This window comes from Microvirga sp. jy35 (genome assembly GCF_056148915.1).
This window is the reverse complement of the sequence record NZ_JBWBEW010000029.1, coordinates 36,113-61,416: the sequence shown is the minus strand read 5'-3', so window position 1 is coordinate 61,416 and position 25,304 is coordinate 36,113. Positions and strand designations below refer to the sequence as shown.

25 protein-coding genes and 1 tRNA gene are annotated in these 25,304 nt (G+C 65.5%); 4 read left to right on the top strand and 22 right to left on the bottom strand.

Features of this window, described 5'->3' with window-relative positions; all coding sequences use genetic code 11:
* Positions 1-311: 311 nt before the first annotated feature.
* From AC0QTX_RS19125 to sdhC, 16 genes are all read right to left on the bottom strand, one after another.
* Positions 312-935, bottom strand: coding sequence for a thymidine kinase (locus AC0QTX_RS19125; RefSeq protein WP_474605406.1), 624 nt, complete (start codon positions 933-935; stop codon positions 312-314).
* Between the two features lie 9 nt (positions 936-944).
* A complete protein-coding gene (gene lpdA, locus AC0QTX_RS19120) occupies positions 945-2,342 on the bottom strand; it encodes a dihydrolipoyl dehydrogenase (RefSeq protein ID WP_474605405.1) in 1,398 nt (465 codons plus the stop codon).
* A gap of 123 nt (positions 2,343-2,465) precedes the next feature.
* Positions 2,466-3,710, bottom strand: coding sequence for a 2-oxoglutarate dehydrogenase complex dihydrolipoyllysine-residue succinyltransferase (odhB, locus tag AC0QTX_RS19115; protein ID WP_474605404.1), 1,245 nt, complete (start codon positions 3,708-3,710; stop codon positions 2,466-2,468).
* Positions 3,711-3,720: 10 nt separating this feature from the next.
* Positions 3,721-4,023: a YciI family protein gene (locus AC0QTX_RS19110; RefSeq protein WP_474605403.1), complete on the bottom strand. Its 303-nt coding sequence runs from the start codon at positions 4,021-4,023 to the stop codon at positions 3,721-3,723.
* A gap of 20 nt (positions 4,024-4,043) precedes the next feature.
* Positions 4,044-7,004 carry a 2-oxoglutarate dehydrogenase E1 component gene (locus AC0QTX_RS19105; RefSeq protein WP_474605402.1) on the bottom strand — a complete coding sequence of 987 codons (2,961 nt, stop codon included), beginning with the start codon at positions 7,002-7,004 and terminating at the stop codon, positions 4,044-4,046.
* 59 nt (positions 7,005-7,063) lie between these two features.
* A complete protein-coding gene (gene sucD, locus AC0QTX_RS19100; RefSeq protein WP_474605401.1) occupies positions 7,064-7,951 on the bottom strand; it encodes a succinate--CoA ligase subunit alpha in 888 nt (295 codons plus the stop codon).
* A 12-nt stretch (positions 7,952-7,963) separates the two neighbouring features.
* Positions 7,964-9,163 (bottom strand): ADP-forming succinate--CoA ligase subunit beta, encoded by a 1,200-nt coding sequence (gene sucC / locus AC0QTX_RS19095; protein ID WP_474605400.1) that lies wholly within the window; start codon positions 9,161-9,163, stop codon positions 7,964-7,966.
* A gap of 71 nt (positions 9,164-9,234) precedes the next feature.
* Entirely contained in the window at positions 9,235-10,197 is a 963-nt protein-coding gene (gene mdh, locus AC0QTX_RS19090; RefSeq protein ID WP_474605399.1) for a malate dehydrogenase, read from the bottom strand.
* A 224-nt stretch (positions 10,198-10,421) separates the two neighbouring features.
* On the bottom strand, positions 10,422-11,051 hold the full coding sequence (locus AC0QTX_RS19085) for a TetR/AcrR family transcriptional regulator (RefSeq protein WP_474605398.1): 630 nt from the start codon (positions 11,049-11,051) through the stop codon (positions 10,422-10,424).
* A complete protein-coding gene (zapE, locus tag AC0QTX_RS19080; RefSeq protein WP_474605397.1) occupies positions 11,048-12,241 on the bottom strand; it encodes a cell division protein ZapE in 1,194 nt (397 codons plus the stop codon). The genes AC0QTX_RS19085 and zapE overlap by 4 nt, the downstream gene beginning before the upstream one ends.
* Positions 12,242-12,510: 269 nt before the next feature.
* Entirely contained in the window at positions 12,511-13,098 is a 588-nt protein-coding gene (locus AC0QTX_RS19075) for an AprI/Inh family metalloprotease inhibitor (RefSeq protein WP_474605396.1), read from the bottom strand.
* Positions 13,099-13,282: 184 nt separating this feature from the next.
* Positions 13,283-14,065, bottom strand: a complete 783-nt coding sequence (locus tag AC0QTX_RS19070; RefSeq protein ID WP_474605395.1) for a succinate dehydrogenase iron-sulfur subunit — start codon at positions 14,063-14,065, stop codon at positions 13,283-13,285.
* 30 nt (positions 14,066-14,095) lie between these two features.
* Positions 14,096-14,407, bottom strand: a complete 312-nt coding sequence (locus tag AC0QTX_RS19065; protein ID WP_474605394.1) for a hypothetical protein — start codon at positions 14,405-14,407, stop codon at positions 14,096-14,098.
* Between the two features lie 18 nt (positions 14,408-14,425).
* Positions 14,426-16,249: a succinate dehydrogenase flavoprotein subunit gene (gene sdhA, locus AC0QTX_RS19060; protein WP_474605393.1), complete on the bottom strand. Its 1,824-nt coding sequence runs from the start codon at positions 16,247-16,249 to the stop codon at positions 14,426-14,428.
* Positions 16,250-16,261: 12 nt separating this feature from the next.
* A complete protein-coding gene (gene sdhD, locus AC0QTX_RS19055; protein WP_474605392.1) occupies positions 16,262-16,681 on the bottom strand; it encodes a succinate dehydrogenase, hydrophobic membrane anchor protein in 420 nt (139 codons plus the stop codon).
* Positions 16,682-16,693: 12 nt separating this feature from the next.
* Positions 16,694-17,089, bottom strand: coding sequence for a succinate dehydrogenase, cytochrome b556 subunit (gene sdhC, locus AC0QTX_RS19050; protein WP_474605391.1), 396 nt, complete (start codon positions 17,087-17,089; stop codon positions 16,694-16,696).
* 201 nt (positions 17,090-17,290) lie between these two features.
* Between sdhC and AC0QTX_RS19045 the strand changes: the two genes are divergently transcribed.
* Together AC0QTX_RS19045 and AC0QTX_RS19040 are read left to right on the top strand one after the other, a co-directional pair.
* Positions 17,291-18,178, top strand: a complete 888-nt coding sequence (locus AC0QTX_RS19045) for a LysR substrate-binding domain-containing protein (protein ID WP_474605390.1) — start codon at positions 17,291-17,293, stop codon at positions 18,176-18,178.
* A gap of 126 nt (positions 18,179-18,304) precedes the next feature.
* Complete coding sequence (locus AC0QTX_RS19040; protein WP_474605389.1) at positions 18,305-18,973, top strand: hypothetical protein; 669 nt, start codon at positions 18,305-18,307, stop codon at positions 18,971-18,973.
* 196 nt (positions 18,974-19,169) lie between these two features.
* Here the strand turns inward: AC0QTX_RS19040 and folD are convergent, their stop codons facing one another.
* Genes folD through AC0QTX_RS19025 form a run of 3 tightly spaced genes read right to left on the bottom strand, consistent with a single transcriptional unit; the run spans position 19,170 to position 20,698 of the window.
* The gene (gene folD / locus AC0QTX_RS19035) at positions 19,170-20,072 is read right to left on the bottom strand and encodes a bifunctional methylenetetrahydrofolate dehydrogenase/methenyltetrahydrofolate cyclohydrolase FolD (RefSeq protein WP_474605388.1); all 903 of its coding nucleotides are present in this window, start codon (positions 20,070-20,072) and stop codon (positions 19,170-19,172) included.
* Positions 20,069-20,386, bottom strand: a complete 318-nt coding sequence (locus tag AC0QTX_RS19030) for a DUF167 family protein (RefSeq protein WP_474605387.1) — start codon at positions 20,384-20,386, stop codon at positions 20,069-20,071. The genes folD and AC0QTX_RS19030 overlap by 4 nt, the downstream gene beginning before the upstream one ends.
* Before the next feature lie 21 nt (positions 20,387-20,407).
* Positions 20,408-20,698, bottom strand: coding sequence for a YggT family protein (locus tag AC0QTX_RS19025; protein WP_474605386.1), 291 nt, complete (start codon positions 20,696-20,698; stop codon positions 20,408-20,410).
* Positions 20,699-20,878: 180 nt separating this feature from the next.
* Here AC0QTX_RS19025 and AC0QTX_RS19020 point away from each other — a divergent pair.
* Together AC0QTX_RS19020 and AC0QTX_RS19015 are read left to right on the top strand one after the other, a co-directional pair.
* A tRNA-Ala gene (locus AC0QTX_RS19020) sits at positions 20,879-20,954 on the top strand.
* A gap of 291 nt (positions 20,955-21,245) precedes the next feature.
* Entirely contained in the window at positions 21,246-22,676 is a 1,431-nt protein-coding gene (locus tag AC0QTX_RS19015; RefSeq protein WP_474605385.1) for a phospholipase D-like domain-containing protein, read from the top strand.
* Here the strand turns inward: AC0QTX_RS19015 and AC0QTX_RS19010 are convergent.
* Genes AC0QTX_RS19010 through AC0QTX_RS19000 form a run of 3 tightly spaced genes read right to left on the bottom strand, consistent with a single transcriptional unit; the run spans position 22,655 to position 25,238 of the window.
* The gene (locus AC0QTX_RS19010) at positions 22,655-23,515 is read right to left on the bottom strand and encodes an endonuclease/exonuclease/phosphatase family protein (protein ID WP_474605384.1); all 861 of its coding nucleotides are present in this window, start codon (positions 23,513-23,515) and stop codon (positions 22,655-22,657) included. The genes AC0QTX_RS19015 and AC0QTX_RS19010 overlap by 22 nt on opposite strands.
* Positions 23,515-24,324 carry a carbohydrate ABC transporter permease gene (locus tag AC0QTX_RS19005; RefSeq protein ID WP_474605383.1) on the bottom strand — a complete coding sequence of 270 codons (810 nt, stop codon included), beginning with the start codon at positions 24,322-24,324 and terminating at the stop codon, positions 23,515-23,517. The genes AC0QTX_RS19010 and AC0QTX_RS19005 overlap by 1 nt, the downstream gene beginning before the upstream one ends.
* A complete protein-coding gene (locus AC0QTX_RS19000) occupies positions 24,321-25,238 on the bottom strand; it encodes a carbohydrate ABC transporter permease (RefSeq protein ID WP_474605382.1) in 918 nt (305 codons plus the stop codon). Before AC0QTX_RS19000 ends, AC0QTX_RS19005 begins: the two co-directional genes overlap by 4 nt.
* Positions 25,239-25,304: the final 66 nt, after the last annotated feature.

The following is a 25,304-nucleotide window of genomic DNA, read 5'->3' as shown; positions in this document are numbered from 1 at the left end:
CAAACGATATAGCCGAGCTTAGGCGAGCTGTCAAGAACAAAGTAAGAACATTACACTGCCCCACCGCGTCATGGCCGCACTTGTTGCGGCCATCCCGATGCTGAGACGCACGGCGCCTTACCAGTCGAGATCACCGGCACAAGGCCGGTGATGACGAGGAGGGCGGCAGGGCTGGAGGAGCGTCAGAACGATGAGCGTGCCATGCCCGGCGGGAGCCCAGCGCAGGAACAGGGAATCCAGGCGCTGCAGCTGGATCGTGGATCCCCTTCCCGCACTTCGCGCGCCGGGGATGACACGGCACCGCGAGGCGTCTACTCGGCCGCCACCGGCTGGGCGAGCAATTGCCGGGCGGCCGGCCCGATGTCCCCCTTGGTCCAGTGCGGGCGGCAGACGGAGACGTAGCGGCCCTCGCCGCCGATCTCGATCACCGGGCCTGAACGGACGGCCTCGCCGGTGCGGTCGTACTTCAGGATCATCGTGGCCTTGCGGCCGCAATGGCAGAGCTGCTTGATCTCCTGGAAGTCCTGGGCCAGCGCCATCATGGCGATAATGGCGTCGCTGAACAGCGTGCCGTAGACATTGTTCTTCAGCCCATAGGCCATGACGGGCACGTTCAGCTCGTCGACGATCCAGGCGAGCTGGCGGACCTGATCGGCGGTCATGAACTGGACCTCGTCCACCAGCACCACCGTGACCGGCGTCTTGGCATGCTCGGCCGCCACCATGGCGCCGATGTCGTCGATCTTCCTCAAGGGGATCGCATCGGCCTCGAGGCCGATGCGCGACTTCACCTTGCCGACGCCGAAACGGTCGTCGATCAGGCTGGTGAACAGCAGCACGTTGCCGCCGTTCTCGATGTAGTTGTAGCGAACCTGCAGGAGATGGGTCGTCTTGCCTGCATTCATCACCGAGTAGATGAAGTGGAGCTTTGCCATCCTGTCATCTTACATGTGGATCGCGCGCTTCTCCACCGCGAGGGCTGCTTCCTTCACAGCTTCCGCGAGCGTCGGGTGCGCATGGCAGGTGCGGGCCATGTCTTCGGAGGAAGCCCCGAACTCCATGGCGATCGCCGCCTCGTGGATGAGGTTGCCCGCTTCCGCCCCGACGATGTGGACGCCGAGCACCTTGTCGGTCGTAGCATCGGCCAGGATCTTCACGAAGCCGTCCGTGGTGCGGTTCACCTTGGCGCGGCCATTGGCCGTGAACGGGAATTTTCCCGCATTGTAGGCGATGCCCGCGCTTTTCAGCTCTTCCTCGGTCCTGCCCACGGAGGCGACCTCCGGGAACGTATAGACCACGCTCGGGATCACGTCGTAGTTCACGTGGCCCGCCTTGCCGGCCAGGATCTCTGCCACGGCAACGCCCTCGTCCTCGGCCTTGTGGGCGAGCATGGGGCCGGCGATCACGTCGCCGATGGCGTAGATGCCCGTGACATTGGTGGAGAAATGCGCATCCGTCTGGATGCGGCCGCGGTTGTCGAGCTGGACGCCCACCTTGTCGAGCCCGAGGCCCTGGGTGAAGGGCACGCGGCCGATGGCCACGAGCACCACGTCGGCCTCGATGGTCTCTGCATTGCCGCCGGCGGCGGGCTCGACGGTGAGCGTCGCGCCATTACCGGTTCTCTCGACCCCTGTGACCTTGGCCCCGAGCTTGAACTGGAAGCCCTGCTTGCCGAGGATGCGCTGGAAGTTCTTGGCGACCTCGCCGTCCATGCCGGGCAGGATGCGGTCGAGATATTCCACCACCGTCACCTCCGAGCCGAGACGGCGCCACACGGAGCCGAGCTCCAGGCCGATCACGCCGGCGCCGATCACCACGAGGCGCTTCGGCACGGTCTCCAGGTCGAGGGCTCCGGTGGAGGAGACCACCACCTTCTCGTCGATCTCGATGCCCGGCAGGCGGGTGACGTCCGAGCCCGTGGCGATGACGATGTTCTTCGTCTCGAGCATCTGGTTCGAACCGTCCTCGGCCGTCACCTCGATCTGGCCCGGAGCCGCAATGCGCGCGGTGCCGACGAAGGCGTCGATCTTGTTCTTCTTGAGCAGGAACTCGACGCCCTTGGTATTGCCCTCGACGCCTTCCTGCTTGAACTCGAGCATCTTCTTGAGGTCCAGCGTCGGCGCGCTGACGCCGATGCCCATGTCGGCGAAGTGCTGCGCGTCCTGGAACATGTGCGAGGCATGAAGCAGGGCTTTTGAGGGAATGCAGCCCACGTTGAGGCAGGTGCCGCCGTGGGTCTTGCGCTTTTCCACCACGGCGGTCTTGAGGCCGAGCTGCGCGGCCCGGATGGCGCACACATAGCCGCCGGGGCCGGTGCCGATAACGACGAGATCGTAGGACATGGGAGTCATCCCTTTTGACGTCATGGCCGGGCTTGTCCCGGCCATCCACGTCTTAGGACGGCCGTCCGGCTCAGAAGGCGTGGATGCCCGGCACGAGGCCGGGCATGACGGGTTGTGTTTCGATTACAGATCCAGAACGAGGCGCGCCGGATCCTCCAGGGCCTCCTTGACCCGCACGAGGAAGGTCACGGCCTCCTTGCCGTCGACGATGCGGTGATCGTAGGACAGCGCGAGATACATCATCGGGCGCACGACCACCTGGCCGTTGCGGACGACGGGGCGATCCTCGATGCGGTGCATGCCGAGAATGCCCGACTGCGGCGCGTTGAGGATCGGCGTCGACATGAGCGAGCCGTAGATGCCCCCGTTGGTGATGGTGAAGGTTCCGCCCTGCATCTCGTCGATGGAGAGCTTGCCGTCGCGGGCCCGGCGGCCGAAATCGGTGATCTTCTTCTCGATGCCGGCAACCGACAGGTCGTCCGCATCGCGAACCACCGGAACCACGAGGCCCTTCTCGGTGCCGACCGCGATGCCGATGTGGTAGTAGTTCTTGTAGACCAGGTCCTGGCCGTCGATCTCGGCATTCACCGCCGGCACGTCCTTGAGCGCCTGGATCACCGCCTTGGTGAAGAAGCCCATGAAGCCGAGCTTGGTGCCGTGCTTCTTCTCGAACACGTCCTTGTACTGGCTGCGCATGTTCATCACCGCGCTCATGTCCACGTCGTTGAACGTGGTGAGCATGGCGGCAGTGTTCTGGGCGTCCTTGAGGCGGCGCGCGATGGTCTGGCGCAGCTTGGTCATCTTCACGCGCTCTTCGCGCTCGGCATCGCTCGGCGCGGAAGGAGCACGCACCTGAACCGGCGCGGCGGGAGCGGTAGCCTGGGCACCGCCCGTGGCGATGGCCGCGAGCATGTCGCCCTTGGTCACGCGGCCGTCCTTGCCGCTGCCGCCGACATTGGCCGGGCTCACGCCGCTCTCGGCCGCAAGGCGGGCGACGGCCGGGCCATGATCCTGGGCGGCGCCGGGAGCGGCTGCGGCCGGAGCAGGCGCTGCAGCGGGAGCCGGAGCGGCCTTCGGAGCCTCGGCCTTGGGGGCAGCGGCAGGGGCAGCGGCAGGAGCCGCCGCCGCACCGCCGTCGACGATGGAGCCGAGGACCGCGCCGGGGCTCACGGTCTCACCGTCCTTGGCCACGATGTCGCCGAGCGTGCCGCTTGCCGGTGCATTGACCTCGAGGGTGACCTTGTCGGTCTCGAGTTCGAGCACGGGCTCGTCGGCCTTCACGGGATCGCCGGGCTTCTTGAACCAGCGGCCGATGGTGGCCTCTGATACGGATTCGCCAAGAGTGGGTACGCGGATTTCGGTTGCCATGAATCAAGCCTTAGGTGGTCCGCAGGATTGCCTGCGGAATGGGATGGATCTCGTATTGGAAGCCGCTTCCGGAAAGGATGACCGGATCCTGCTCCGTGAGGGCCAAAGCCGCCTCTGCATCGCTCACTTCGACAATGGCAACACCCCAGGCTCCTGCGGGATCAAGGACGGGGCCGACGATCAGGGCGTCACCCTGATCGGCCACCTTTTGCCAATAGACCGCATGCTCCTGCATCAGGCCAGCCTCGGACGTCGTCATATCGCCCGGGAAGGTCGGCCTCGGCGGCAGGAGCTTGCAAAGATGGAACGGCATGCCTTCGGTGCTCCGGTCGATCAGGCCGCAAAGGCTTCGTCGAGGAAGGCCTGCAGCTGGGCCTGATGCTTGGACATGAGGCCGGTGGCGGTCGCAGCAGAAGCGGGGCGGCCCACGTAGCGGGGACGATCCACCTTGGAGCCGGCCGTCTTGAGCACCCATTCGAGATAGGGCTCGACGAACATCCAGGAGCCCATGTTCTTGGGCTCTTCCTGGCACCACACCACGTCGGCCTTCTTGAAGCGGGCGATCTCGGCCGCGAGCGACTTCGCCGGGAACGGATAGAGCTGCTCGACGCGCAGCAGGTAGACGTCGTCGATGCCCCGCTTCTCGCGCTCCTCGAGCAGGTCGTAATAGACCTTGCCCGTGCAGATCACGACGCGCCGGATCTTGTCGTCCTTCACCAGCTTGACGCCGTCGCGCCCGGTTTGAGCATCGTCCTGCAGAACCCGATGGAAATACGTTCCCTCGGAGATGTCGGCAAGCGAGGACGTGCAGCGCTTGTGGCGCAGCAGGCTCTTCGGCGTCATCAGGATCAGCGGCTTGCGGAAATCGCGCTTCAGCTGCCGGCGCAGGACATGGAAGTAGTTCGCCGGAGTGGAGCAGTAGCTCACCTGCATGTTGTCCTCGGCGCACATCTGCAGCCAGCGCTCGAGGCGGGCTGAGGAGTGCTCCGGACCCTGTCCCTCGTAGCCGTGCGGCAGCAGGCAGACGAGGCCCGACATGCGCAGCCACTTGCGTTCGCCCGACGACACGAACTGGTCGAAGACCACCTGCGCGCCGTTGGCGAAGTCGCCGAACTGCGCCTCCCACAGGGTCAGCGCGTTCGGCTCGGACAGCGTATAGCCATACTCGAAGCCGAGAACCGCCTCCTCCGAGAGCATCGAGTTGATGACCTCGTAGCGGGCCTGATCCTCGCTGATGTGGTTGAGGTTCGTGTAGCGCTCCTCGTTCTCCTGGTCGGTGAGAACCGAGTGGCGCTGCGAGAAGGTGCCGCGCTCCACGTCCTGACCGGAGAGGCGCACGCGGTGTCCCTCGAGCAGGAGCGACCCGAAGGCCAGCGCCTCGGCCATGGCCCAGTCGAAGCCCTCGCCGGTTTCCAGCATCTTCTTGCGGTTGTCGAGGAAGCGCTGGATCGTGCGGTGGAGGTTGAATCCTTCCGGAATGGTGGTGAGCGCCTTGCCGATCTGCTGCAGGGTCTCGGCCGCCACGCCCGTCTGCCCGCGGCGGGGATCGTCCTGATCCTCGCGCACGGCCTTGAGGCCCGACCAGCGGCCGTCGAGCCAGTCGGCCTTGTTGGGCTTGTAGCTGCCCGCGATGTCGAACTCGGCGTCGAGCTTGGAGCGCCAGCTCGACTTCATCTCCTCGAGCTCCGCCTCGGTCACGACGCCCTCGGCGAGGAGCTTCTTGGAGTAGAGCTCCACGATGGCCGGATGCGACCGGATCTTGCGGTACATGAGCGGCTGGGTGAAAGCCGGCTCGTCGCCCTCGTTATGGCCGAAGCGGCGGTAGCAGAACATGTCGATGACGACGGGCTTCTGGAACTTCTGCCGGTATTCGGCCGCCACTTTCGCCGCGAAGACCACAGCCTCCGGGTCGTCGCCGTTCACGTGGAAGATCGGCGCCTCCACCATCTTGGCCACGTCCGACGGATAGGGCGAGGAGCGCGAGAAGCGCGGATCGGTGGTGAAGCCGATCTGGTTGTTGATGATGAACGAGATCCAGCCGCCGGTGCGGTGGCCGCGAAGCCCCGACAGCCCGAAGCATTCCGCCACCACGCCCTGGCCGGCGAAGGCCGCGTCGCCGTGGATGAGGAGCGGCATGACGGCGGTGCGGTTGTCTGGCGTGCAGCCGTGCTGGTCCTGCTTGGCGCGAACCTTGCCGAGCACCACGGGATTGACGATCTCCAGGTGCGAGGGGTTCGCGGTGAGCGACAGGTGGACGTTGTTGCCGTCGAAGGTGCGGTCCGAGGACGCGCCGAGATGGTACTTCACGTCGCCGGAGCCTTCCACGTCGTCGGGCGCGAAGGAGCCGCCCTTGAACTCGTGGAAGAGCGCCCGGTGCGGCTTGCCCATGACCTGGGTGAGCACGTTGAGGCGGCCGCGATGGGCCATGCCGAGCACGATCTCCTTCACGCCGAGATTGCCGCCGCGCTTGATGATCTGCTCGAGTGCCGGAATGAGCGACTCGCCGCCGTCCAGACCGAAGCGCTTGGTGCCGGTGTAGCGGACGTCAAGAAACTTTTCGAAGCCTTCCGCCTCGACGAGCTTGTTGAGGATGGCGCGCTTGCCTTCCTTGGTAAAGCTGATCTCCTTGTCGGGACCCTCGATGCGCTCCTGGATCCAGGCCTTCTCGACCGGATCGGAGATGTGCATGAACTCGACGCCCAGCGTCTGGCAATAGGTGCGGTCCAGGATCGCCACGATCTCGCGGATCGTCGCGAACTCGAGGCCGAGCACGTTGTCGAGGAAGATCTTGCGGTCCCAGTCGGCTTCCGTGAAGCCGTAATGGGACGGGTGCAGCTCCTGATCGTTCGGGCGCGGGTTGATCTCGAGCGGATCGAGCTTGGCGTGCAGATGGCCGCGCACGCGATAGGCGCGGATCAGCATGATGGCGCGCACGGAGTCGCGGGTCGCCTGCTGCACGTCGGCCTGACTGATCTCGGCGCCCTTCGTTTGGGCCTTCGCCTTGATCTTGTCGCCCATTGCCTTCTCGACCTGGGCCCAGTTGCCGTCGAGGGCCGAGACGAGGTCGCCGTTGGCGTGGATCGGCCAGTTGGGCTTTTCCCAGGACGGGCCCTTGGCGGCCTTCTCGACAGCCTGCTTGTCGTCCTTCAAGGCGCCGAAGAAGGCCTGCCACTCGGCGTCGACCGAGGCGGGATCCTGCTCGTAGCGGGCGTGAAGATCCTCGATGTAGGAGGCGTTCGCCCCATAGAGGAAAGCGGTGTTGAGAAGCTTTTCGTTGGCGTCTTGGCGTGCCATGACAATACTCGATCCAAAATGACTGTGGGCCGCCCCGGGTTCGGAGCGGCCTTTATCGGTTACTGACCTTTCAGAACCTCGACCAGGGTCTTGCCGAGGCGAGCCGGCGAGGGCGACACGCGGATGCCCGCGGCCTCCATGGCGGCGATCTTGTCCTCGGCCCCGCCCTTGCCGCCGGAGATGATGGCGCCCGCATGGCCCATGCGGCGTCCGGGAGGCGCCGTGCGGCCGGCGATGAAGCCGACCATCGGCTTCTTGCGGCCCTTCTTGGCCTCGCGGGCAATGAACTCGGCCGCCTCTTCCTCGGCCGAGCCGCCGATCTCGCCGATCATGACGATCGACTCAGTTCTGGGGTCGGACAGGAACATGTCGAGCATCTCAATGAACTCGGTGCCCTTCACCGGATCGCCGCCGATGCCCACCGCGGTGGTCTGGCCGAGGCCTTCATTGGTGGTCTGGAACACGGCCTCGTAGGTGAGCGTGCCGGAGCGCGACACGATGCCGACCGAGCCGGGCTTGAAGATGTTGGCCGGCATGATGCCGATCTTCGACTCGCCTGCGGTGACGATGCCGGGGCAGTTGGGGCCGATGAGGCGCGACTTGGAGCCCTGGAGCGAGCGCTTCACGCGCACCATGTCCTGCACCGGAATGCCTTCCGTGATGCAGACGATGAGCGGGATCTCGGCCTGGATCGCCTCGCAGATGGCATCCGCCGCGCCCGGAGGCGGAACGTACACCACCGAGGCGTCGGCGCCGGTCTTCTCGCGCGCTTCCATGACCGTGTCGAACACGGGCAGGCCCAGATGGGTGGAGCCGCCTTTGCCCGGCGAGGTCCCGCCGACCATCTTGGTCCCGTAGGCGATGGCCTGCTCGGAATGGAAGGTCCCGTTCTTGCCGGTGAAGCCCTGGCAGATGACCTTGGTGTCTTTGGTGATGAGGATGGACATCGGGTCGAAACCTTACTTTCCGCCGCGCACGGCGTTCACGATCTTCTGGGCGGCGTCGTCGAGGTCGTCCGCCGGGATCACGTTGAGGCCGGACTCGCGGATGATCTGCTTGCCCTCTTCCACGTTGGTGCCCTCGAGGCGCACCACCAGGGGAACCTGCAGGCCGACCGTCTTCACCGCGGCGATCACGCCGCGGGCGATGACGTCGCACTTCATGATGCCGCCGAAGATGTTGACCAGGATGCCCTTCACGTTCGGGTCGGCCGTGATGATCTTGAACGCCGCCGTCACCTTTTCCTCAGAGGCGCCGCCGCCGACATCCAAAAAGTTCGCCGGCTCCTCGCCGTAGAGCTTGATGATGTCGAGCGTCGCCATGGCAAGGCCGGCGCCGTTGACCATGCAGCCGATGGTGCCGTCGAGCGCGATATAGGCGAGGTCGTACTTGGAGGCCTCGATTTCCTTCTCGTCCTCTTCCGTGATGTCGCGAAGCGCAACCACGTCGGGGTGGCGATAAAGGGCGTTGCCGTCGAAGGAGATCTTGGCGTCGAGGCACTTCAGGTGCCCGTCCTTGGTGACGATGAGCGGGTTGATCTCCAGCATCTCCATGTCCTTCGCGATGAAGGCCCGGTAGAGCTTTGCAACCACGTCCTCGGCTTCCTTGGCGAGCGGGCCGGTCAGGCCGAGCGCCTTGGCGACGGTGCGGCCGTGATGGGGCATCACGCCGGTCGCGGGATCGACCGAGAAGGTCAGGATCTTCTCAGGGGTATCGTGGGCGACCTGCTCGATGTCCATGCCGCCTTCGGTGGAGACCACGAAGGCCACGCGGCCGGTCTCGCGGTCGACGAGCATGGAGAGGTAGAACTCCTTCTCGATGTCGGAGCCGTCCTCGATATAGAGGCGGTTGACCTGCTTGCCGGCTTCGCCGGTCTGGATCGTCACGAGCGTCTTGCCGAGCATCTGCTGGGCGAACTGCTTCACCTCGTCGACGGACTTGGCGAGGCGGACGCCACCCTTCTCGCCTGCGTCGGATTCCTTGAACTTGCCCTTGCCGCGTCCGCCCGCGTGGATCTGGGACTTCACGACCCAGAGCGGGCCGCCGAGTTCTCGTGCCGCGGCTTCCGCCTCGTCGGCGGAGAAGATGGCGACGCCGCGGGAGACGGGCAGGCCGAACTCCTTCAGGACCGCCTTGCCTTGATATTCATGGATGTTCATTCGTTTCTCTCCGCAGCAGCGGTTGAAGACGTGGATGGCCGTAAACCAAGTGCGGCCATGACGCGTGATGGTTAAGCCAGGGCCGGGTTGATCTGCTTGCAGGCGTCGACGAGGCCCTGCACGGACGCCACCGACTTCTCGAACATGGCCTTCTCGTCTGACGAGAACTCGACCTCGACGATGCGCTCGACGCCGTTCTCGCCGATCACGATCGGAACGCCCACGAACATGTCGGTCACGCCGTACTGGCCGGTGAGATAGGCCGCGCAGGGCAGGACACGCTTCTTGTCCTTGAGGTAGCTCTCGGCCATGGCGATGGCGGAAGCCGCCGGCGCATAGAAGGCGGAGCCGGTCTTGAGCAGGTTGACGATCTCGCCGCCCCCTTTGCGGGTGCGCTCGACCATGGCGTCGAGCTTAGCTTGGGAGGTCCAGCCCATCTTCACGAGATCGGGCAGCGGGACGCCGGCGACCGTGGAATAGCGCACCAGCGGCACCATGTCGTCGCCGTGGCCGCCGAGCACGAAGGCGGTCACGTCCTCGACCGAGACGTTGAACTCCTCGGCCAGGAAGTGGCGGAAGCGGGCCGAATCCAGCACGCCGGCCATGCCGACGATCTTCTCAGGAGCCACGCCTGAAAACTTCTGGAGCGCCCACACCATGGCGTCGAGGGGGTTGGTGATGCAGATGACGAAGGCGTTCGGGGCATATTGCTTGATGCCGCCTCCGACCGCTTCCATGACCTTCAGGTTGATGCCGATGAGGTCGTCGCGGCTCATGCCGGGCTTGCGCGGCACGCCGGCGGTGACGATGATCACGTCGGCGCCGGCAATATCGGCGTAGTCGTTGGCGCCCTTGTACTTGGCGTCAAACCCGTCGACCGGCGCGGATTCCGCAATGTCGAGACCTTTGCCCTGGGGGATGCCTTCCGCGATATCGAAGAGAACGACGTCGCCGAGTTCCTTCAAGCCGACGAGATGGGCGAGGGTTCCGCCGATCTGGCCTGCACCGATGAGCGCGATCTTTTTACGGGCCATGGTCTGTCCTTGGATTGTTGGCATGAGCCTTTTTGAGGTGGCGCTGTATGACACCAGAAATGGGCAGCCATCAAGCGATCAAAAGGTTAACAGGCTAGACTTTCAGCCCTCGGGAAAGTCATGGCAAGCTTAACAAAACTGAAATACTTCGCATTTACAGGAACTTGCACCGGGCAAGGCAGGCTGGATTTTCCAGTTACAAATTCTGAAATTTGTAACTGGATCTAGACGCTCCCGTTCGCCAGAGCCCTCAGAACCACCCGGATCATGGTGGCAAGACGCTGGTCGAGAATGTCCTGCGGCACCTCCGCATCGAGGCGCACGGTCAGCGGGTTGATGAAGCGATAGACCGCGTCGCTGATGAAGGCATGGGCCTTCTCCCGGTCGCGGGGCTCGAACTTGCCCGTGACGATCCCTTCGTCCAGCACCCGCTCGATGAGCTGGCGCATGCGGGCCCGGTGCTTGCGCACCAGGGGGCGCGAGGTCTCGGTTGCCGTGCAGTAGACGTCGAAGAGATGGCGGTCCTCCTTCAGGAGATCCCGGTGAACCCGCGCCCAGGCCTGGATCAGGCGCTCGAGCTTGTCGTCGGTGGGATCGGGGGAATCCGCGATATCGGCAATCGTCGCCTCCATCTCCCGCAGCCACTGGCCGGCGACCGCATCGATGAGAGCCGCCTTGTTGGTGAAGTAGCGGTAGACGTTGGCATGGGTCATGCCGGCCGCATCGGCAATGCCGACCACGGTGACGTGCCTCGGCCCGAACTCCCGGAGCTGGTCGGCCGCGATGGCAAGGAGCCGGGTGTCGGCCGGGGCGGAGTCCGGCCCCTTCCCCAGGCTGCCGGTCGGCCGCTTCATGTCTCGGCAAGTCCCGTGGTGCTGCCCGAGGCTTCCGAATCCGAGCGGCCGTGCGGCAGTGACAGGTATTCCTCGGAGCGCATCTCGATGAGGCGGGAGACCGTGCGGTCGAACTCGAAGGCCTCGCGGCCGGAATCCGCATGATAAAGCTCATGCACCTCGGACTCGGCCGAAGCGAGGAGCTTCACACGGCCATCGTAGAGCGCGTCGATGAGCATGATGAAGCGCTTGGCCTCGTTGCGCCGCTCCAGGCTCATCGTGGGGATGTTCTCCAGGATGACCGTATGGAACTGCTCCGCAACGGCGAGATAGTCGGAGGCGCCCAGGGGCTTTGCGCAGAGATCCTCGAAGGAGAAGCGCGCCACGCCGCCCGCCGCCTGCGGCACCTCCACCGGGTGGCCCTTCACGGTCAGGGTCACGGGCTTGCCGTGCTCGCGGCCCGTGAGACCCCGGAAGGCGCGGGTCAGGGCCGTACGGGAGTGCTCATCGGCCGGGGTGTAGAAGACCGGGCTGCCGGCAAGCTTCTCGAGCCGGAAATCCGTGCGGGATTCGAGCTTCACCACCCCCATGCGCTCCTGCAGGAGCGCGATGAAGGGCAGGAAGAGCGAGCGGTTGAGGCCGCCTTCGTAGAGCCGGTCCGGTTCCACGTTGGAGGTCGCCACCACCACGACCCCATGGCCGAAGAGGGCCGTGAACAGGCGCCCGAGGATCATCGCATCGGCAATGTCGGTGACGGTGAACTCGTCGAAGCAGAGCACCCAGGCCTCCTCGGCCAGGGCCGCCGCCACGGGCGCGATGGGATCGTCGCCCGAGACCTCACCGCTTTTGAGCTTCTGCCGATAGACGTGGATGCGCTCGTGCACATCCGCCATGAAGGCGTGGAAGTGGACCCGGCGCTTGCGCCGCACGGGGAGCGCCTCGAAGAACAGGTCCATGAGCATGGTCTTGCCGCGTCCGACCGAGCCCCAGACGTAAAGGCCCTTGGGGGGCGCGGGGCTCTTCTTGCCGAACAGCCAGCCCAGCGCGCTGGGCTTGCGGGCAAGGCGATAGGAACCGAGGGCCTCGGCCAGCGCCTCCAGCCGCTTGAGCAGCAGCACCTGCGCGGGGTCGCGCTCGATGGAGCCCGAAGCGACGAGGGCGTTGTAGCGGGCCGTGATGGAGCGAGGCGAGGAGAAGGAGGTGTCGTTCACGGGATGATCGATACCTCTCCGGGGCGTTGAGCGCAAACGTCTTGGGGCGGGATTTTCTGGGAGACACCTATTCTCAGGATCTGGTCCCGAAGCCCTCCTCCCCCTTGTGGGGAGGAGTTGGAGGTGGGGGTGTGAGCGCCTTCATCTCAGAATGCGGCGCCGGCACCGCCACCCCGGCCGCTGCCGCGGTTACCCCTTCCCACGAGGGGGAGGGAAAAGGGTCTGCCCTTCAAACTGCGCCACTCAACGATGGGACAGCTTTTCAGTCATCACCGCGAGAGCGACAATGGAGCGCCCGACTTGGCGAGGACGCCGCTGAGCGAGGCAGACGAGCCGCGCAGACGCGCCGCGACCGCACCGCCGGTCTGGTAGAGATAGACCTCGCCGTCGCGGTAATCCCAGGCATTGACCCGGGACAGGTCCTGGTTGGAGCAGCCCGAGGCCGAGGCGCGGTAGAGGTCGAGCGCTGGCGTGCTCGAGAGTTGGATGCGGCAGCTGCCGCCAGACGTCTGGGCGCTCCAGCTGCCGACCATCCCGGTGCGGCTCGTCGGAGCCGGGGCAGCGGCAGGCGCGGGCGCCGACACGGCTGGTGGTGGCGGCGCAGGCGGCAGGCCGGCGATGTCGGTGCCGCCGGCCGGAGGAGCCATGGGGTCGGATGCGAGCGGCGCACCGGCCACCGGAGGCAGCGGGGTGGCCTCGACCGGGCCGGACGGCACCGCCTCGACCGGAGGCGCCTCGACAATCGGGGCAGCATTCGCGCTGCGGACCGGCGGACCTCCGAGACGGGTCGAGGAGCACCCGCCGAGGGCCAGCGCGGAACAGATCACAGCTATCGTCAGCCAGAGGGGCTTCGTCATCGTCGTCCTCGCATGCAGGGCCGTCCATCCCGGACGGAAGATGGTGCGGCTCAGGTTATCCGGAGGAATATGAACCTAGGCCAACATCGTTCCGGCTTCGACATATGGGATCGCGGTTCACAAAAAAAGGCGCACACGGCGCCTTTTGAGAAAAGTGTTGCCAGGAGGCGTCACCAAGGTCGCCTCAGACGGCCCGGGCGATCATCATCTTCTTGATCTCGGCGATGGCCTTGGCCGGGTTCAGGCCCTTCGGGCAGGTGTTCGCGCAGTTCATGATCGTGTGGCAGCGGTAGAGCCGGAACGGATCGTGCAGGTTGTCGAGGCGCTCGCCGGTGGACTCGTCGCGGCTGTCGATGAGCCAGCGATAGGCCTGGAGCAGGGCCGCGGGTCCAAGGAACCGGTCGCCGTTCCACCAGTAGCTCGGGCACGAGGTGGTGCAGCAGGCGCACAGAATGCACTCGTAGAGGCCGTCGAGCTTGGAGCGCTCCTCCGGGGTCTGGCGCCACTCGGTCTCGGGCTCCGCCGTCTGCGTCTGCAGCCACGGCTCGATGGCCGCATGCTGGGCGAAGAAGCTTGTGAGGTCCGGCACCAGATCCTTCAGCACCGGCATGTGCGGCAGCGGATAGATCTTGATGGTGTCGCTGGCGCAATCGTCGATGCCGAGCGTGCAGGCGAGCGTGTTGCCGCCCATGATGTTCATGGAGCAGGAGCCGCAGATGCCCTCGCGGCAGGAGCGGCGGAAGACCAGGGACGAGTCGACGTTGTTCTTGATCCACAGCAGCGCATCGAGAACCATCGGGCCGCAATCGTCCCGATCGACATAGAAAGTGTCGATGCGCGGATTCTGCCCGTCATCCGGGTTCCAGCGGTAGATGCGGAACGCCTGGACGTTGGAAGCTCCTGCCGGCTTCGGCCAGGTCTTGCCTTCGGTGTACTGGGAGTTTTTCGGGAGGGTGAACTGGGCCATGGGCGACTTCTCACTAATCCTTTGAATCACTCACGCGCGGATCGCGTCGAGATCCGACAGGTGGGTGTCGTAAACTTCAACAGACTGATCGCCTGTCAGGAAGCCTGTGGCGATGATCTTGGAAACCGTGTCGCGATAGGTGGACGATGTATCGAGCGCCGCAATGGCATCGTCATTCTCCCAAAGGGTGATGACGATCCGATCCGAGCCGTCTCCCGCCATCATCACCCCCCGATAGCCAGCTTGGGACTGGAACATCGGCAGCGAGACATCGCGGGCGAACCGTTCGTATTCCTCGAACCGGCCCTGAACGACCTGGGTACGCCAGATGCGGCACTTCATGCTCGTCTTCCACCCCGATCAGTACACGCGAGCCTTCGGCTCGATGTACTGAATGTCGTTCGACATGGTGTAGGTGTGCACCGGACGGTAATCGAGATTCACCTTGTGGGAGGTGTCGTCGAGCCACGCGAGCGTGTGCTTCATCCAGTTCTTGTCGTCGCGCTCGGAGAAGTCCTCGCGGGCGTGCGCGCCGCGGGATTCCTGGCGGTTCGCCGCTCCCTCCATGGTGACGACCGCCTGTCCGATCAGGTTGTCGAACTCGAGCGTCTCGAGCAGGTCGGTGTTCCAGATCAGCGAGCGGTCCGTGACCTTGATGTCGGCGGCCCCGTTCCAGACCTGGTGGATGAGCTGTCGGCCCTCCTCCAGCACCTCGCCGGTGCGGAACACCGCGCAGTTGTTCTGCATGGTCTTCTGCATCTGAAGGCGCAGCTCCGCGGTCGAGGTCGAGCCATTGGCATGGCGGAACTTGTCCAGGCGCGAGAGCGCGAGTTCGTCGGCGCTCTTCGGCAGGTCCGCATGACGGGCGTTCGGCTCCAGGATCTCGGCGCAGCGAAGCCCCGCCGCGCGGCCGAACACCACGAGGTCGATGAGCGAGTTGGAGCCGAGGCGGTTGGCGCCGTGCACGGACACGCAGGCCGCTTCGCCGAGCGCCATCAGGCCCGGCACCACCGTGTCGGGGTTGCCGTTCTTGAGCGTCAGCACCTCGCCGTGATAGTTCGTCGGGATGCCGCCCATGTTGTAGTGCACGGTCGGCAGGACCGGGATCGGCTCCTTGGTGACGTCGACGCCGGCGAAGATCTTGGCGCTCTCCGAGATGCCCGGCAGGCGCTCGTGCAGGATCTTCGGGTCGAGGTGGTCGAGGTGCAGGTAGATGTGGTCCTTGTTCTTGCCCACGCCGCGCCCGGCGCGGATCTCCATGGTCATGGCGCGCGAGACCACGTCACGGGAGGCCAGGTCCTTGGCGGAGGGCGCATAGCGCTCCATGAAGCGCTCGCCTTCCGAGTTCGTAAGATACCCGCCCTCGCCGCGCGCGCCCTCGGTGATGAGGCAGCCGGAGCCGTAGATGCCGGTGGGGTGGAACTGCACGAACTCCATGTCTTGCAGCGGCAGGCCTGCCCGCAGCACCATGGCGTTGCCGTCGCCCGTGCAGGTATGGGCGGAAGTGGCCGAGAAATAGGCGCGTCCGTAGCCGCCTGTCGCCAGGATCGTCATGTGGGCGCGGAAGCGGTGGATCTCGCCGGTGGACTGGTTGAGGGCCACGACGCCGATGCAGCGGCCGTCGGAATCCATCATCAGGTCGAGGGCGAAATACTCGATGAAGAAATTGGTCTGGTTGCGCACCGCCTGGCCGTACAGCGTGTGCAGGATCGCGTGGCCCGTGCGGTCGGCGGCGGCACAGGTGCGCTGCGCCGTGCCCTTGCCGAACTCCGTGGTCATGCCGCCGAAGGGACGCTGGTAGATCTTGCCCTCGGCCGTGCGGGAGAACGGCACGCCCCAGTGCTCCAGCTCGTAGACGGCGGCCGGCGCGTTGCGGACGAGATACTCGATCGCGTCCTGGTCCCCGAGCCAGTCGGAGCCCTTCACCGTGTCGTACATGTGCCAGCGCCAGTCGTCCGGACCCATGTTGCCGAGCGAAGCCGAGATGCCGCCCTGCGCCGCCACCGTGTGCGAGCGGGTCGGGAACACCTTGGTGATGCAGGCGGTGCGAAGACCGGCCTGCGAGCAGCCGACGGTGGCGCGCAGACCCGCGCCGCCCGCGCCCACGACCACCACGTCGAAGGTGTGGTCGATGATGTCGTAGGCCTTGCCGTTGATGGCTGCGCCGTTCGTTGCTTGAGCCATGAGTTCTTGTCCTTAAACCAGGATGCGGCCGAGGCTGACCTTGAGAATGGCGTAGAGGCAGGCCACCCCGATGATCACGGTATAGAAGTTATTCGCGATGACGGCCGCGATCTTCAGGCCCTTGTCGTGCACGTAGTCCTCGATGACGATCTGCATGCCGAGCCGCATGTGGTTGACCACCGAGATGACCGCGAGGAGCAGGATGATCGCCGTGAGCGGATGCGAGATGATGCCGATCGCCTCCTGATAGGACGGGGAGGCCGCGAGCGCCGCCACGATGATCACGAAGGCGATGATGAGCGGTACGTTCGACACCGCCGTCATGCGGTGGAGCCACCAATGCTCGACCCCGTGCCCGGAGGCGCCGAGGCCCTTCACGCGGGCCAGCGGGGTTCGCATGGAAACGCGGGTGTCAGCCCTGTTGTCTGCCATGGTCCGGTCTCCTTAGAACGCGATGAAGGCCACGACCCAGATCGCCAGCGTGAGCGCGACCGAGCCGACAAGGGTGAAGCGGGCCATGTTGATGCGCTGAACCGCTTCCATGCCGAAGCCGAAATCCCATACGAGGTGGCGCACGCCGCCCAGCATGTGGTGCATGAGGATCCAGGTATAGCCGAACAGGATCAGGTATCCGACGGGTGAGCCGAAGAACCACTGCACATCGTCGAAGGCGTCAGGCCCGGAGGCCAGGGCCACGAGCCAGATGGCGAAGAGCGCGATGCCGCCGTAAAGCGCAATGCCCGTGATGCGGTGGACGACGGACATCGCCATCGTCCAGCTCCACCGGTAGATCTGAAGATGCGGGGACAAGGGCCGTGGAGCCACTTTCGCCTCAGCCATGGAATTCACTCCTGATCGGCGACGGGGGTCGCGCGTCGTTTGGAACGGTTCGTATAAGATGCGCGGCGGCACCGCAATGCGCCTTCCGCCCAATCCGGTAACAGAGGCGCATACTTCGTCAGCCGCGAAGATTGCTCAGGCTCGCCTATCGCGCAATCTTTAATTATTCTTATCTACCTTCGCGAGAGACGAAGGAAAGAGATGCATTTCGATTTAACCGACCTGAGCCTGTTCCGCCATGTGGTCGAAGCCGGGAGCATCACCCACGGGGCGGAGCGGGCGCATCTGGCGCTTGCGGCCGCCAGCACGCGCATCCGCAACATGGAAAAGTCCCTCGGGGCCCCCCTCCTCCTGCGGACCCGGGCGGGCGTCACCCCGACACCGGCCGGCCGAACCCTGCTCCAGCACGCCCGCACCCTCCTGGCCCAGGCCGAGCGCCTGCGGGAGGATCTGGGCTCCTACACCGGCGGCCTCACGGGCCAGATCCGGATCCTCTCCAACACCAACGCCCTGACCGAGTTCCTGCCGGAGGCGCTGAGCGCCTTTCTCGCCGGGCACCCGCAGGTCTCCATCGACCTGGAGGAGCGACTCAGCGACGAGATCGTCGGGCTGATCGCGGAGGGCGTGGGCGATATCGGCATCGTGGCCGGCACCGTCGACACCGGGCAGCTCGAGACCTACCCATTCCGCAGCGACCGCTTCGTGCTGGTGGTGCCGCAGGACCACGTCCTCGCCGCCCGGCCGGGCATCTCCTTCGCGGAGGTGCTGGAGCACGATTTCGTCGGTCTCGACCGGGCCAGCGCCCTTCAGCGCTTCCTGGCCGGCAAGGCCAGCCGCACCGGCAAGCCCATTCGCCTCAGGGTGCAGCTGCGCAGCTTCGATGCGGTCTGCCGCATGGTCGAGGCGGGCGTGGGCCTCGGCATCGTGCCTGAGACCACCGCCCGGCGCGCCGCCCGCACCATGGCGATCGGGACCGTCGACCTGGAAGACCCCTGGGCCACCCGCGACCTGACCCTCTGCATTCGGGCTCTGAAGGAGCTGCCGGCTTCGGCCCGGCAGCTGGTGGAGCATTTGCGGCAGGGTGCCTGAGACAGGCATCGTGTGGGCGGCACTAAATTGCCGAGGCACCGATCCTCACATCGCCGTGAGGAGGGAATGACTCCTGCGTCAGAACTGTCATTCTGACCGGGGACTTCACTTCCTTCGGAGGAAACAATGCGTTCAACGGACGGCATGGCGCTCACGGCCCTCATCGGCCTCATGGCCCTGGGCTCCCCTGGGATCGCCCAGGCTCAGACGGCCTCGGCCGACACCACCTTCTTCGTGACCAGCGTGGGATCCGGCAAGGGCGCCGATCTGGGCGGCCTGGACGGCGCGGACCGGCATTGCGAGACGCTTGCCGAAGCCGCCGGCATTCGCGGCAAGATGTGGCGGGCCTATCTCTCGACGCAAGGCGCGAACGGCGTCAACGCCCGGGACCGCATCGGCCGCGGGCCGTGGCAGAACGCCAAGGGGACCGTGATCGCCAAGGACGTGGCGGACCTGCACGGGCCCAACAACAACATCACCAAGCAGACGGCGCTGACCGAGAAGGGCGAGCCCGTGAAGGGGCGCGGCGACCAGCCGAACCAGCACGACATCCTCACCGGATCGCAACCCGACGGCACGGCTTTCGCAGGCAACCAGGACATGACCTGCGGCAACTGGACGAAGAGCGGCACCGAGGGCGCGGCCATGACGGGCCATCACGACCGCATGGGTCTCGACGAGTCGCCGCCGGCCAAATCCTGGAACTCGTCGCACGCGACCCGCGGCGGCTGCAGCCAGGACGCCCTGCGCGGCACGGGCGGCGCGGGCCTGTTCTACTGCTTCGCGGCGAACTGATCAGGCTGCGAAGGTGCATATTTCCCTCCCCCTTGTGGGGAGGGTGGCCGCGGCAGCGCGGTCGGGTGGGGGTGCTGGCGCCACACCTTCTGAGGTGATCGCTCACACCCCCACCTCCAACTCCTCCCCACAAGGGGGAGGAGGGCTTGGGGTACATCCCGCTGCTTCTTTGCTGCCAGTAGCTAAAGCTAGTTTCTCATTCCGCAGAATCCACGGCCGGCATCGCAAGCCCGCGCCGGAGGCACGCCGCCTCCAAGGTGTTGCGCAGGAGGCAGGCGATAGTCATGGGGCCGACGCCGCCGGGAACCGGCGTGATGGCGGAAGCGACTTCGGCCGCTTCCGCATAAGCTACGTCGCCCACCACCCGGGTCCTGCCCTCGCCGGCGGCGGGGTTCGGCACCCGGTTGATGCCCACATCGATCACGATGGCACCCGGCTTGATCCAGTCGCCGCGCACCATCTCGGGTCTCCCGACCGCAGCAACGAGAATGTCGGCGCTGCGGCAGACGTCCGGCAGATCGCGGGTCTTCGAATGGGCCACGGTGACCGTGCAGCTCCGGGCAATGAGCAGTTGCGCCATGGGCTTGCCGACGATGTTGGAGCGCCCGACCACCACGGCGTTGAGCCCGGCGAGATCGCGCCGCACCGACTGCGCCAGCAGCAGGCACCCGAGCGGCGTGCACGAGACGAGGCCCGGCACCCCCGTCATGAGCTTTCCGGCATTGATCGGGTGAAAGCCGTCCACATCCTTGGCCGGATCGATGGCCTCGATCACCTTCTGGGCGTCGATCTGCCCAGGCAGGGGCAGCTGCACCAGAATGCCGTCCACCGCCGGATCGGCATTGAGGCTCGCCACGAGATCGAGGAGCTCCGCTTCCGGGGTGGAGGCGGGCAGCACATGCTCGAAGGAGCGCATGCCCACCTCGACGGTCTGGCGCGCCTTGTTCTTCACGTAGAGCTGGCTTGCCGGATCCTCGCCGACGATCACCACCGCCAGACCCGGCGTGACGCCCTGCTGGCTCAAGGTCTTCACGGCTCCGGCGATGCGCCCGCGCAGGCCTTCGGCATAAGCTTTTCCGTCGATGATCGTGGCGCTCATGGGTTTCGTCGTCCTGTCACGGCGGCAAGGGCGGAGACCAGCGCCTCCCCGTCGCCCGAAATCACAAAGGTTTTCAGCCGGGCGGTGGCGCCCGCCTCCAGGCTCACGGCCGAGGCCGGGAGCCTCAAGGCCTTGGCGAGCAGGCGTCGGACGCCCTCGTTCGCCGCCCCGTCCTCCGGCACGGCTCTGACCCGGACCTTCAGCACCGGCCGTCCGTCCGACAGGGCCTCGACTCCCTCGACGGCGTCCCGCCCGCCCCGGGGCGTCACGCGCACCCGGACCTCGAGGCCGTCGGGACGGATGCGCCAAGGCATGGCCTCTATCCCCGCGACGCCTCAGAAGGCGATCGGCATCAGGTAGTCGATGATCAGGTTCTGGATGAAAATGATCAACAGGATCAGGATGATGGGCGAGATGTCGACCCCGCCGAGATTGGGCATGATGCTGCGGATCGGCCGCAACACCGGCTCTGTCACCGCATCGAGGAAGTTCCAGATCGAGCGGACGAAATTGTTGCGGGTGTTGACCACGTTGAAGGCCACCAGCCAGCTCAGGATCGCCGAGGCGATGATGAGATAGGTATAGAGCTGCAGAGCCAGCAGAATGACATTGAGGAGCGCGCGCATGGGAAACCTGTCAGGGATCGGCGTTGCTCATGTAGCGACTGAAGCGGGGCTGAACAACCCGTAACAGCTTAACAGGACAGCCACATCCCGCCCCGGGCGGCCTGAAAGCCCCTCCTCCGGCCGATTGACAGACCAAACCCGGCAGGCCTAAAACTTGCGCCACTTGGTCATGAAGCGACCGGGGCTGTAGCTCAGATGGGAGAGCGCTGCAATCGCACTGCAGAGGTCAGGGGTTCGAATCCCCTCAGCTCCACCAAGCCCTCCCTGGCCGTCCAGTATCCTGAAAGCCATTCAGTTTTCTGCCCCTGGGCGTGAGGCTGGATCACTCGCTGAGGAAGACCGCCGCCGGCCCTGGCCCGCCAGCAAATCCTGTCACCTCGCGCTTCAAGGCTGAGTCCGACCCAAACCGGACCTGTGCTGTATTGACGGGTTTCCACCGGAACCTCGGGTGAGTGCTCCCGGTTTAAAGCCAAGGCACCTTTGAAAAGACCACGCTCGTCCCGAAGGACCGACAATGCAGCGCGGCGGGGCGATGGAGAGAGTAGCAGTGCAAGTCTTGCGGCCCGGTCATACATGCTGGCGTATCGAGCAGGCCGATCGCGTCGCTCTCATCGTCGATGCCGCCGACTACTTCCGGGCTGCCCAGTCGGCCATGCTCAAGGCGCAGCATTCCATCCTCATGATCGGGTGGGATTTCGATACCCGCATCGAACTCGACCCGACCGACGGGACGGGTGAGCATCCCGCTCGGCTGGGAGCGTTCCTGACGTGGCTTGTGGAAGCCAGGCCGGGCCTCCACGTCAACATCCTGAAGTGGGACCTCGGCATGGTGAAGGCCCTGTGGCGGGGCACAACCCTCTTCCGGGTGGCCCAGTGGGCCCTGCATGAGCGCATCACCTTCAAGCTGGATGGCGCGCATCCGCCCGGCGCGGCGCACCACCACAAGATCGTCGTGATCGACGACGCCGTCGCCTTCTGCGGCGGCATCGACATGACGGGCGATCGCTGGGATACGCCGGAGCACCGCGACGACGATCCCCGCCGCCGCCGCCCTTTCACGCGCCGTGCCTACGGGCCGTGGCACGATGCCACCACGGCCGTCAGCGGACCGGCCGCCAAGGCTCTCGGCGATCATGCCCGTGAGCGCTGGAAGCGAGCGTCCGGAGAGGTCCTGGCTCCACCGCCTGCTGGCTCGGACCCCTGGCCCGACGGCCTGCCCGTCGACATGGCCAACGTGGCGGTCGCGATCGCCCGGACCATCCCGGCCTACGAGTCCCAGACAGAGGTGCGCGAGATCGAAGCGCTGTCCGTGACCGCGATCGCCGCGGCCCGCCGGAGCGTTTACCTCGAGAGCCAGTACTTCGCCTCGCGTGCCGTTGCGGAAGCCATTGCCCGGCGCCTGGCTGAGCCGGACGGACCCGAGTTCGTGATCATCAACCCTGAATCGGCCGAGGGCTGGCTTGAGGAGGAGGCCATGGGCTCGGCCCGGGCCCGTCTTCTGGCGATGCTCAGACGCAGGGACCGCTTCGGGCGCCTGCGGGTTTATACGCCCGTCACGGCCGGGGAGCAGCCGATCTATGTGCACGCCAAGATCATGATCGTGGACGACTGGCTGCTGCGCGTGGGGTCCTCCAACCTGAACAACCGCTCCATGGGCTACGATACGGAGTGCGACCTCGCGCTGGAGGCGGATGGCGACACGCATGTCGCCCACGTGATCCGGAGCTTTCGGGCAAGGCTGCTGGCCGAGCATCTCGGCACGTCTCCGGAGCAGGTCTCTGCCGCCGTGGCTGAGCGTCGGTCGCTGATTGCGGCGATCGAGGTGCTCTCAGGGCCCGGACGCTCTCTTCGGGCGTTCGATCCGCCCGAAATCAACGATGCGGAGAAGGCCCTGGCGGATCATGAACTCCTTGATCCGGAGCGCCCGCGTTCCCTCTGGCATGCCCTGTCCCGGCCTCATCTGCCCATCTTCAGGTGATCGCTGAGTTCGAGGGCCAAGGGCTGGTGGTCGGATGCAGCAGTCTCGACGTCGACTTCCACGCCCGCAACGCGGTCGGCCAGATTCTCGCTCACGAAGATGTAGTCCCGGCAATGGGGTCCTTGGGGCCATTGCTTGAAGTCCGCCACCCCGGTGGTGGGCGGATGCGGCGCCGAGCCCCGGGCAATTCTCCAAGCATCGAGGAAGGACGGGATCCCCGGCGAGAGGGGCTCCAGGATTGCCCGATAGAGCGGCTCGTCCGGCTCGAGGTTGAAGTCGCCGCACAGAATCGTCCCCACCGGCTGGGGGGATGTGCGATAGGCTCCGTTGGAGCGATCCTCGAACGCGATTGCTCCACGCCTCTCGCCTTCCTCGTGGATGGCGCGCAGGCGCTCGATCTGCGCCTTCCGGTGGATCTCGGAGTGATATTCCAGGTGCGTGGTGATCACGCGCACGGCCCCCGTCGGGGCTTGAACGAGAACCTCCAGGGCCTGGCGCTGCATGCTGCGGCAATCGGTTGCCGGCCAGGGCAGCATGTGGCTGGTGATCTCCAGCACCGGCAGGCGGGACAGGACCATGTTGCCGAAAACCTGCAGCCTGCCGTCTTCATCGACCTTCTCGACAGCCGGGCGGAAGACGGCCCTGTAGCCGGGGAGAAGAAACGCCAGGACGGCCGGCTGATCCTGACCGCCGTCATGCGCCGCAAAGCCGTGGGAGACCTCCTGGAAGCAGAACACGTCCGCGTCGCACAGATCCTTCGCCGTCTTGACGATGCGCCTGAGATCGATCCGGCCGTCGCAGCCCTGCCCCCACTGGATGTTCCACGTGACGAGCTTCATCAGCGGATTCCGGCACGCATGAAGGATTGCACGAACTGGCGCTGGAACAGCAGGAACGCGAGGAGCAGCGGCGCCATGGTCATGACGGTGGCGGCCGTGATGACCGACCAGTCCACCCCCGTCTCAGGAGCGCCGAAGACCGCAAGGCCAACCGTGAGCGGGCGGCTCTCCACGGAGTTCGTGACGATGAGCGGCCAGAGGAAGTTGTTCCAGTGATAGCTCACGGAGACGAGGCCGAAGGCGATATAGGTGGTCTTGCCCAGCGGCACGAACACCCGCCACAACACGCCGAAGGATGAGGCTCCCTCCACACGCGCCGCTTCGACCAGCTCGTTCGGCACGCTCTTGAAGGTCTGGCGCAGCAGGAAGATGCCGAAGGCGGAGGCCATGTAAGGCAGGGCGATCGCCGGGATCGTGTCGAGCAGGTTGAGGCTGCTGATCACCCGGTAGTTCTCCACGATCAGCACGTCCGGCATGATCATGAGCTGCACGAGAACGAGCCCGAACAGCACCTCCCTGCCCACGAAGCGGAATCGCGCAAAGGCATAGGCCGCGAGCGTCGCGATGACGAGCTGGCCGGCCAGAACCAGGGTAACGAGCATCACCGTGTTGAGGTAGTAGCGGGCGAACGGAGCCTGACTCCAGGCCTTCGCGAAATTGTCCAGGGTGAGCGGCGCGGTGATGTCGAAGCGCGTCGCGTATTCGGACGGGTGGAACGCGCTCCAAAAGCTGTAGGCCAGCGGCAGCAGCCACAGAAGGGCCAGCGCCCAGGCTGCAAAGGTCTCGATCGAGTGGCTGTCTTTTCTCATTGGTAGTGGATCCTGCGATCGAGATAGACGAACTTGGTCAAGGCCACGGCCGCCAGGATGGCGATGAGCGTCACGGTCAGGGTCGCGGCGTAGGTCGTGTCCCAGAAATTGAAGGCCACCTCGTAGATGTAGTAGAGCAGCAGGGAGCTGGCGTTGTTCGGCCCGCCCTTGGTCATGATGACGAGCTGGTCGACGAGCTTGAACGAGTTGATCAGGGCATTGATCGAGATGAACAGGGTCGTCGGCATGAGGAGCGGGAACGTCACGCGGCGGAAGAAGTACCAGCGGCTCGCTCCCTCGACGGAGGCCGCCTCCTTCAGCTCCGGCGGAATGGCCTGCAACGCCGCGAGATAGAAGATCATGAAGAAGCCCGCTTCCTTCCAGACCACCATGACGGCAAGGCAGGTCATGACGGTGGAGGGATCGCCGAGCCAGTTGTGGCCGGCAAAGCCGAGGGACTTCAGGAACTGGTCGAGGAGCCCGTAATCCGGCGTGTAGAAGAACAGCCAGATATTGGCCACCGCGATCATCGGCAGAACCGTCGGGGTGAAGAACGCAAGGCGCAGGAACGACCGGCCGACGATCTTCTTGTCGACCCAGACGGCCATGAGGAGCGCGAGCGCAATGCTGGTCGGGACCGTGGCGAGGGCGAAGATGAAATTGTTGCGCAGCACCTGCCAGAAGACGTCGTCGTCCAGCATGTACCGGTAGTTTTCCAGCCCCACGAACTCCGCCGGGCCGCTGCGGCCGAGGGAGAAGAAGCTGTGATAGAGCGTGGCCAGGATGGGATAGTGGGTGAAGGTCGCAAGAAGAACGATCGCCGGCAGCAGCAGCAGCCAGGCGTTGACGCTCGTTGCCCAGTTTCTGCGCCTGGCGGCTTTCGGCTCGGTGGCGCTCATCACGGCGGCGACCATGGACCTCTCCTCGATCATGGAAAAATGCGCCGCGGCGGAGCACCGCCGCGGCACACTCAAAGCTTC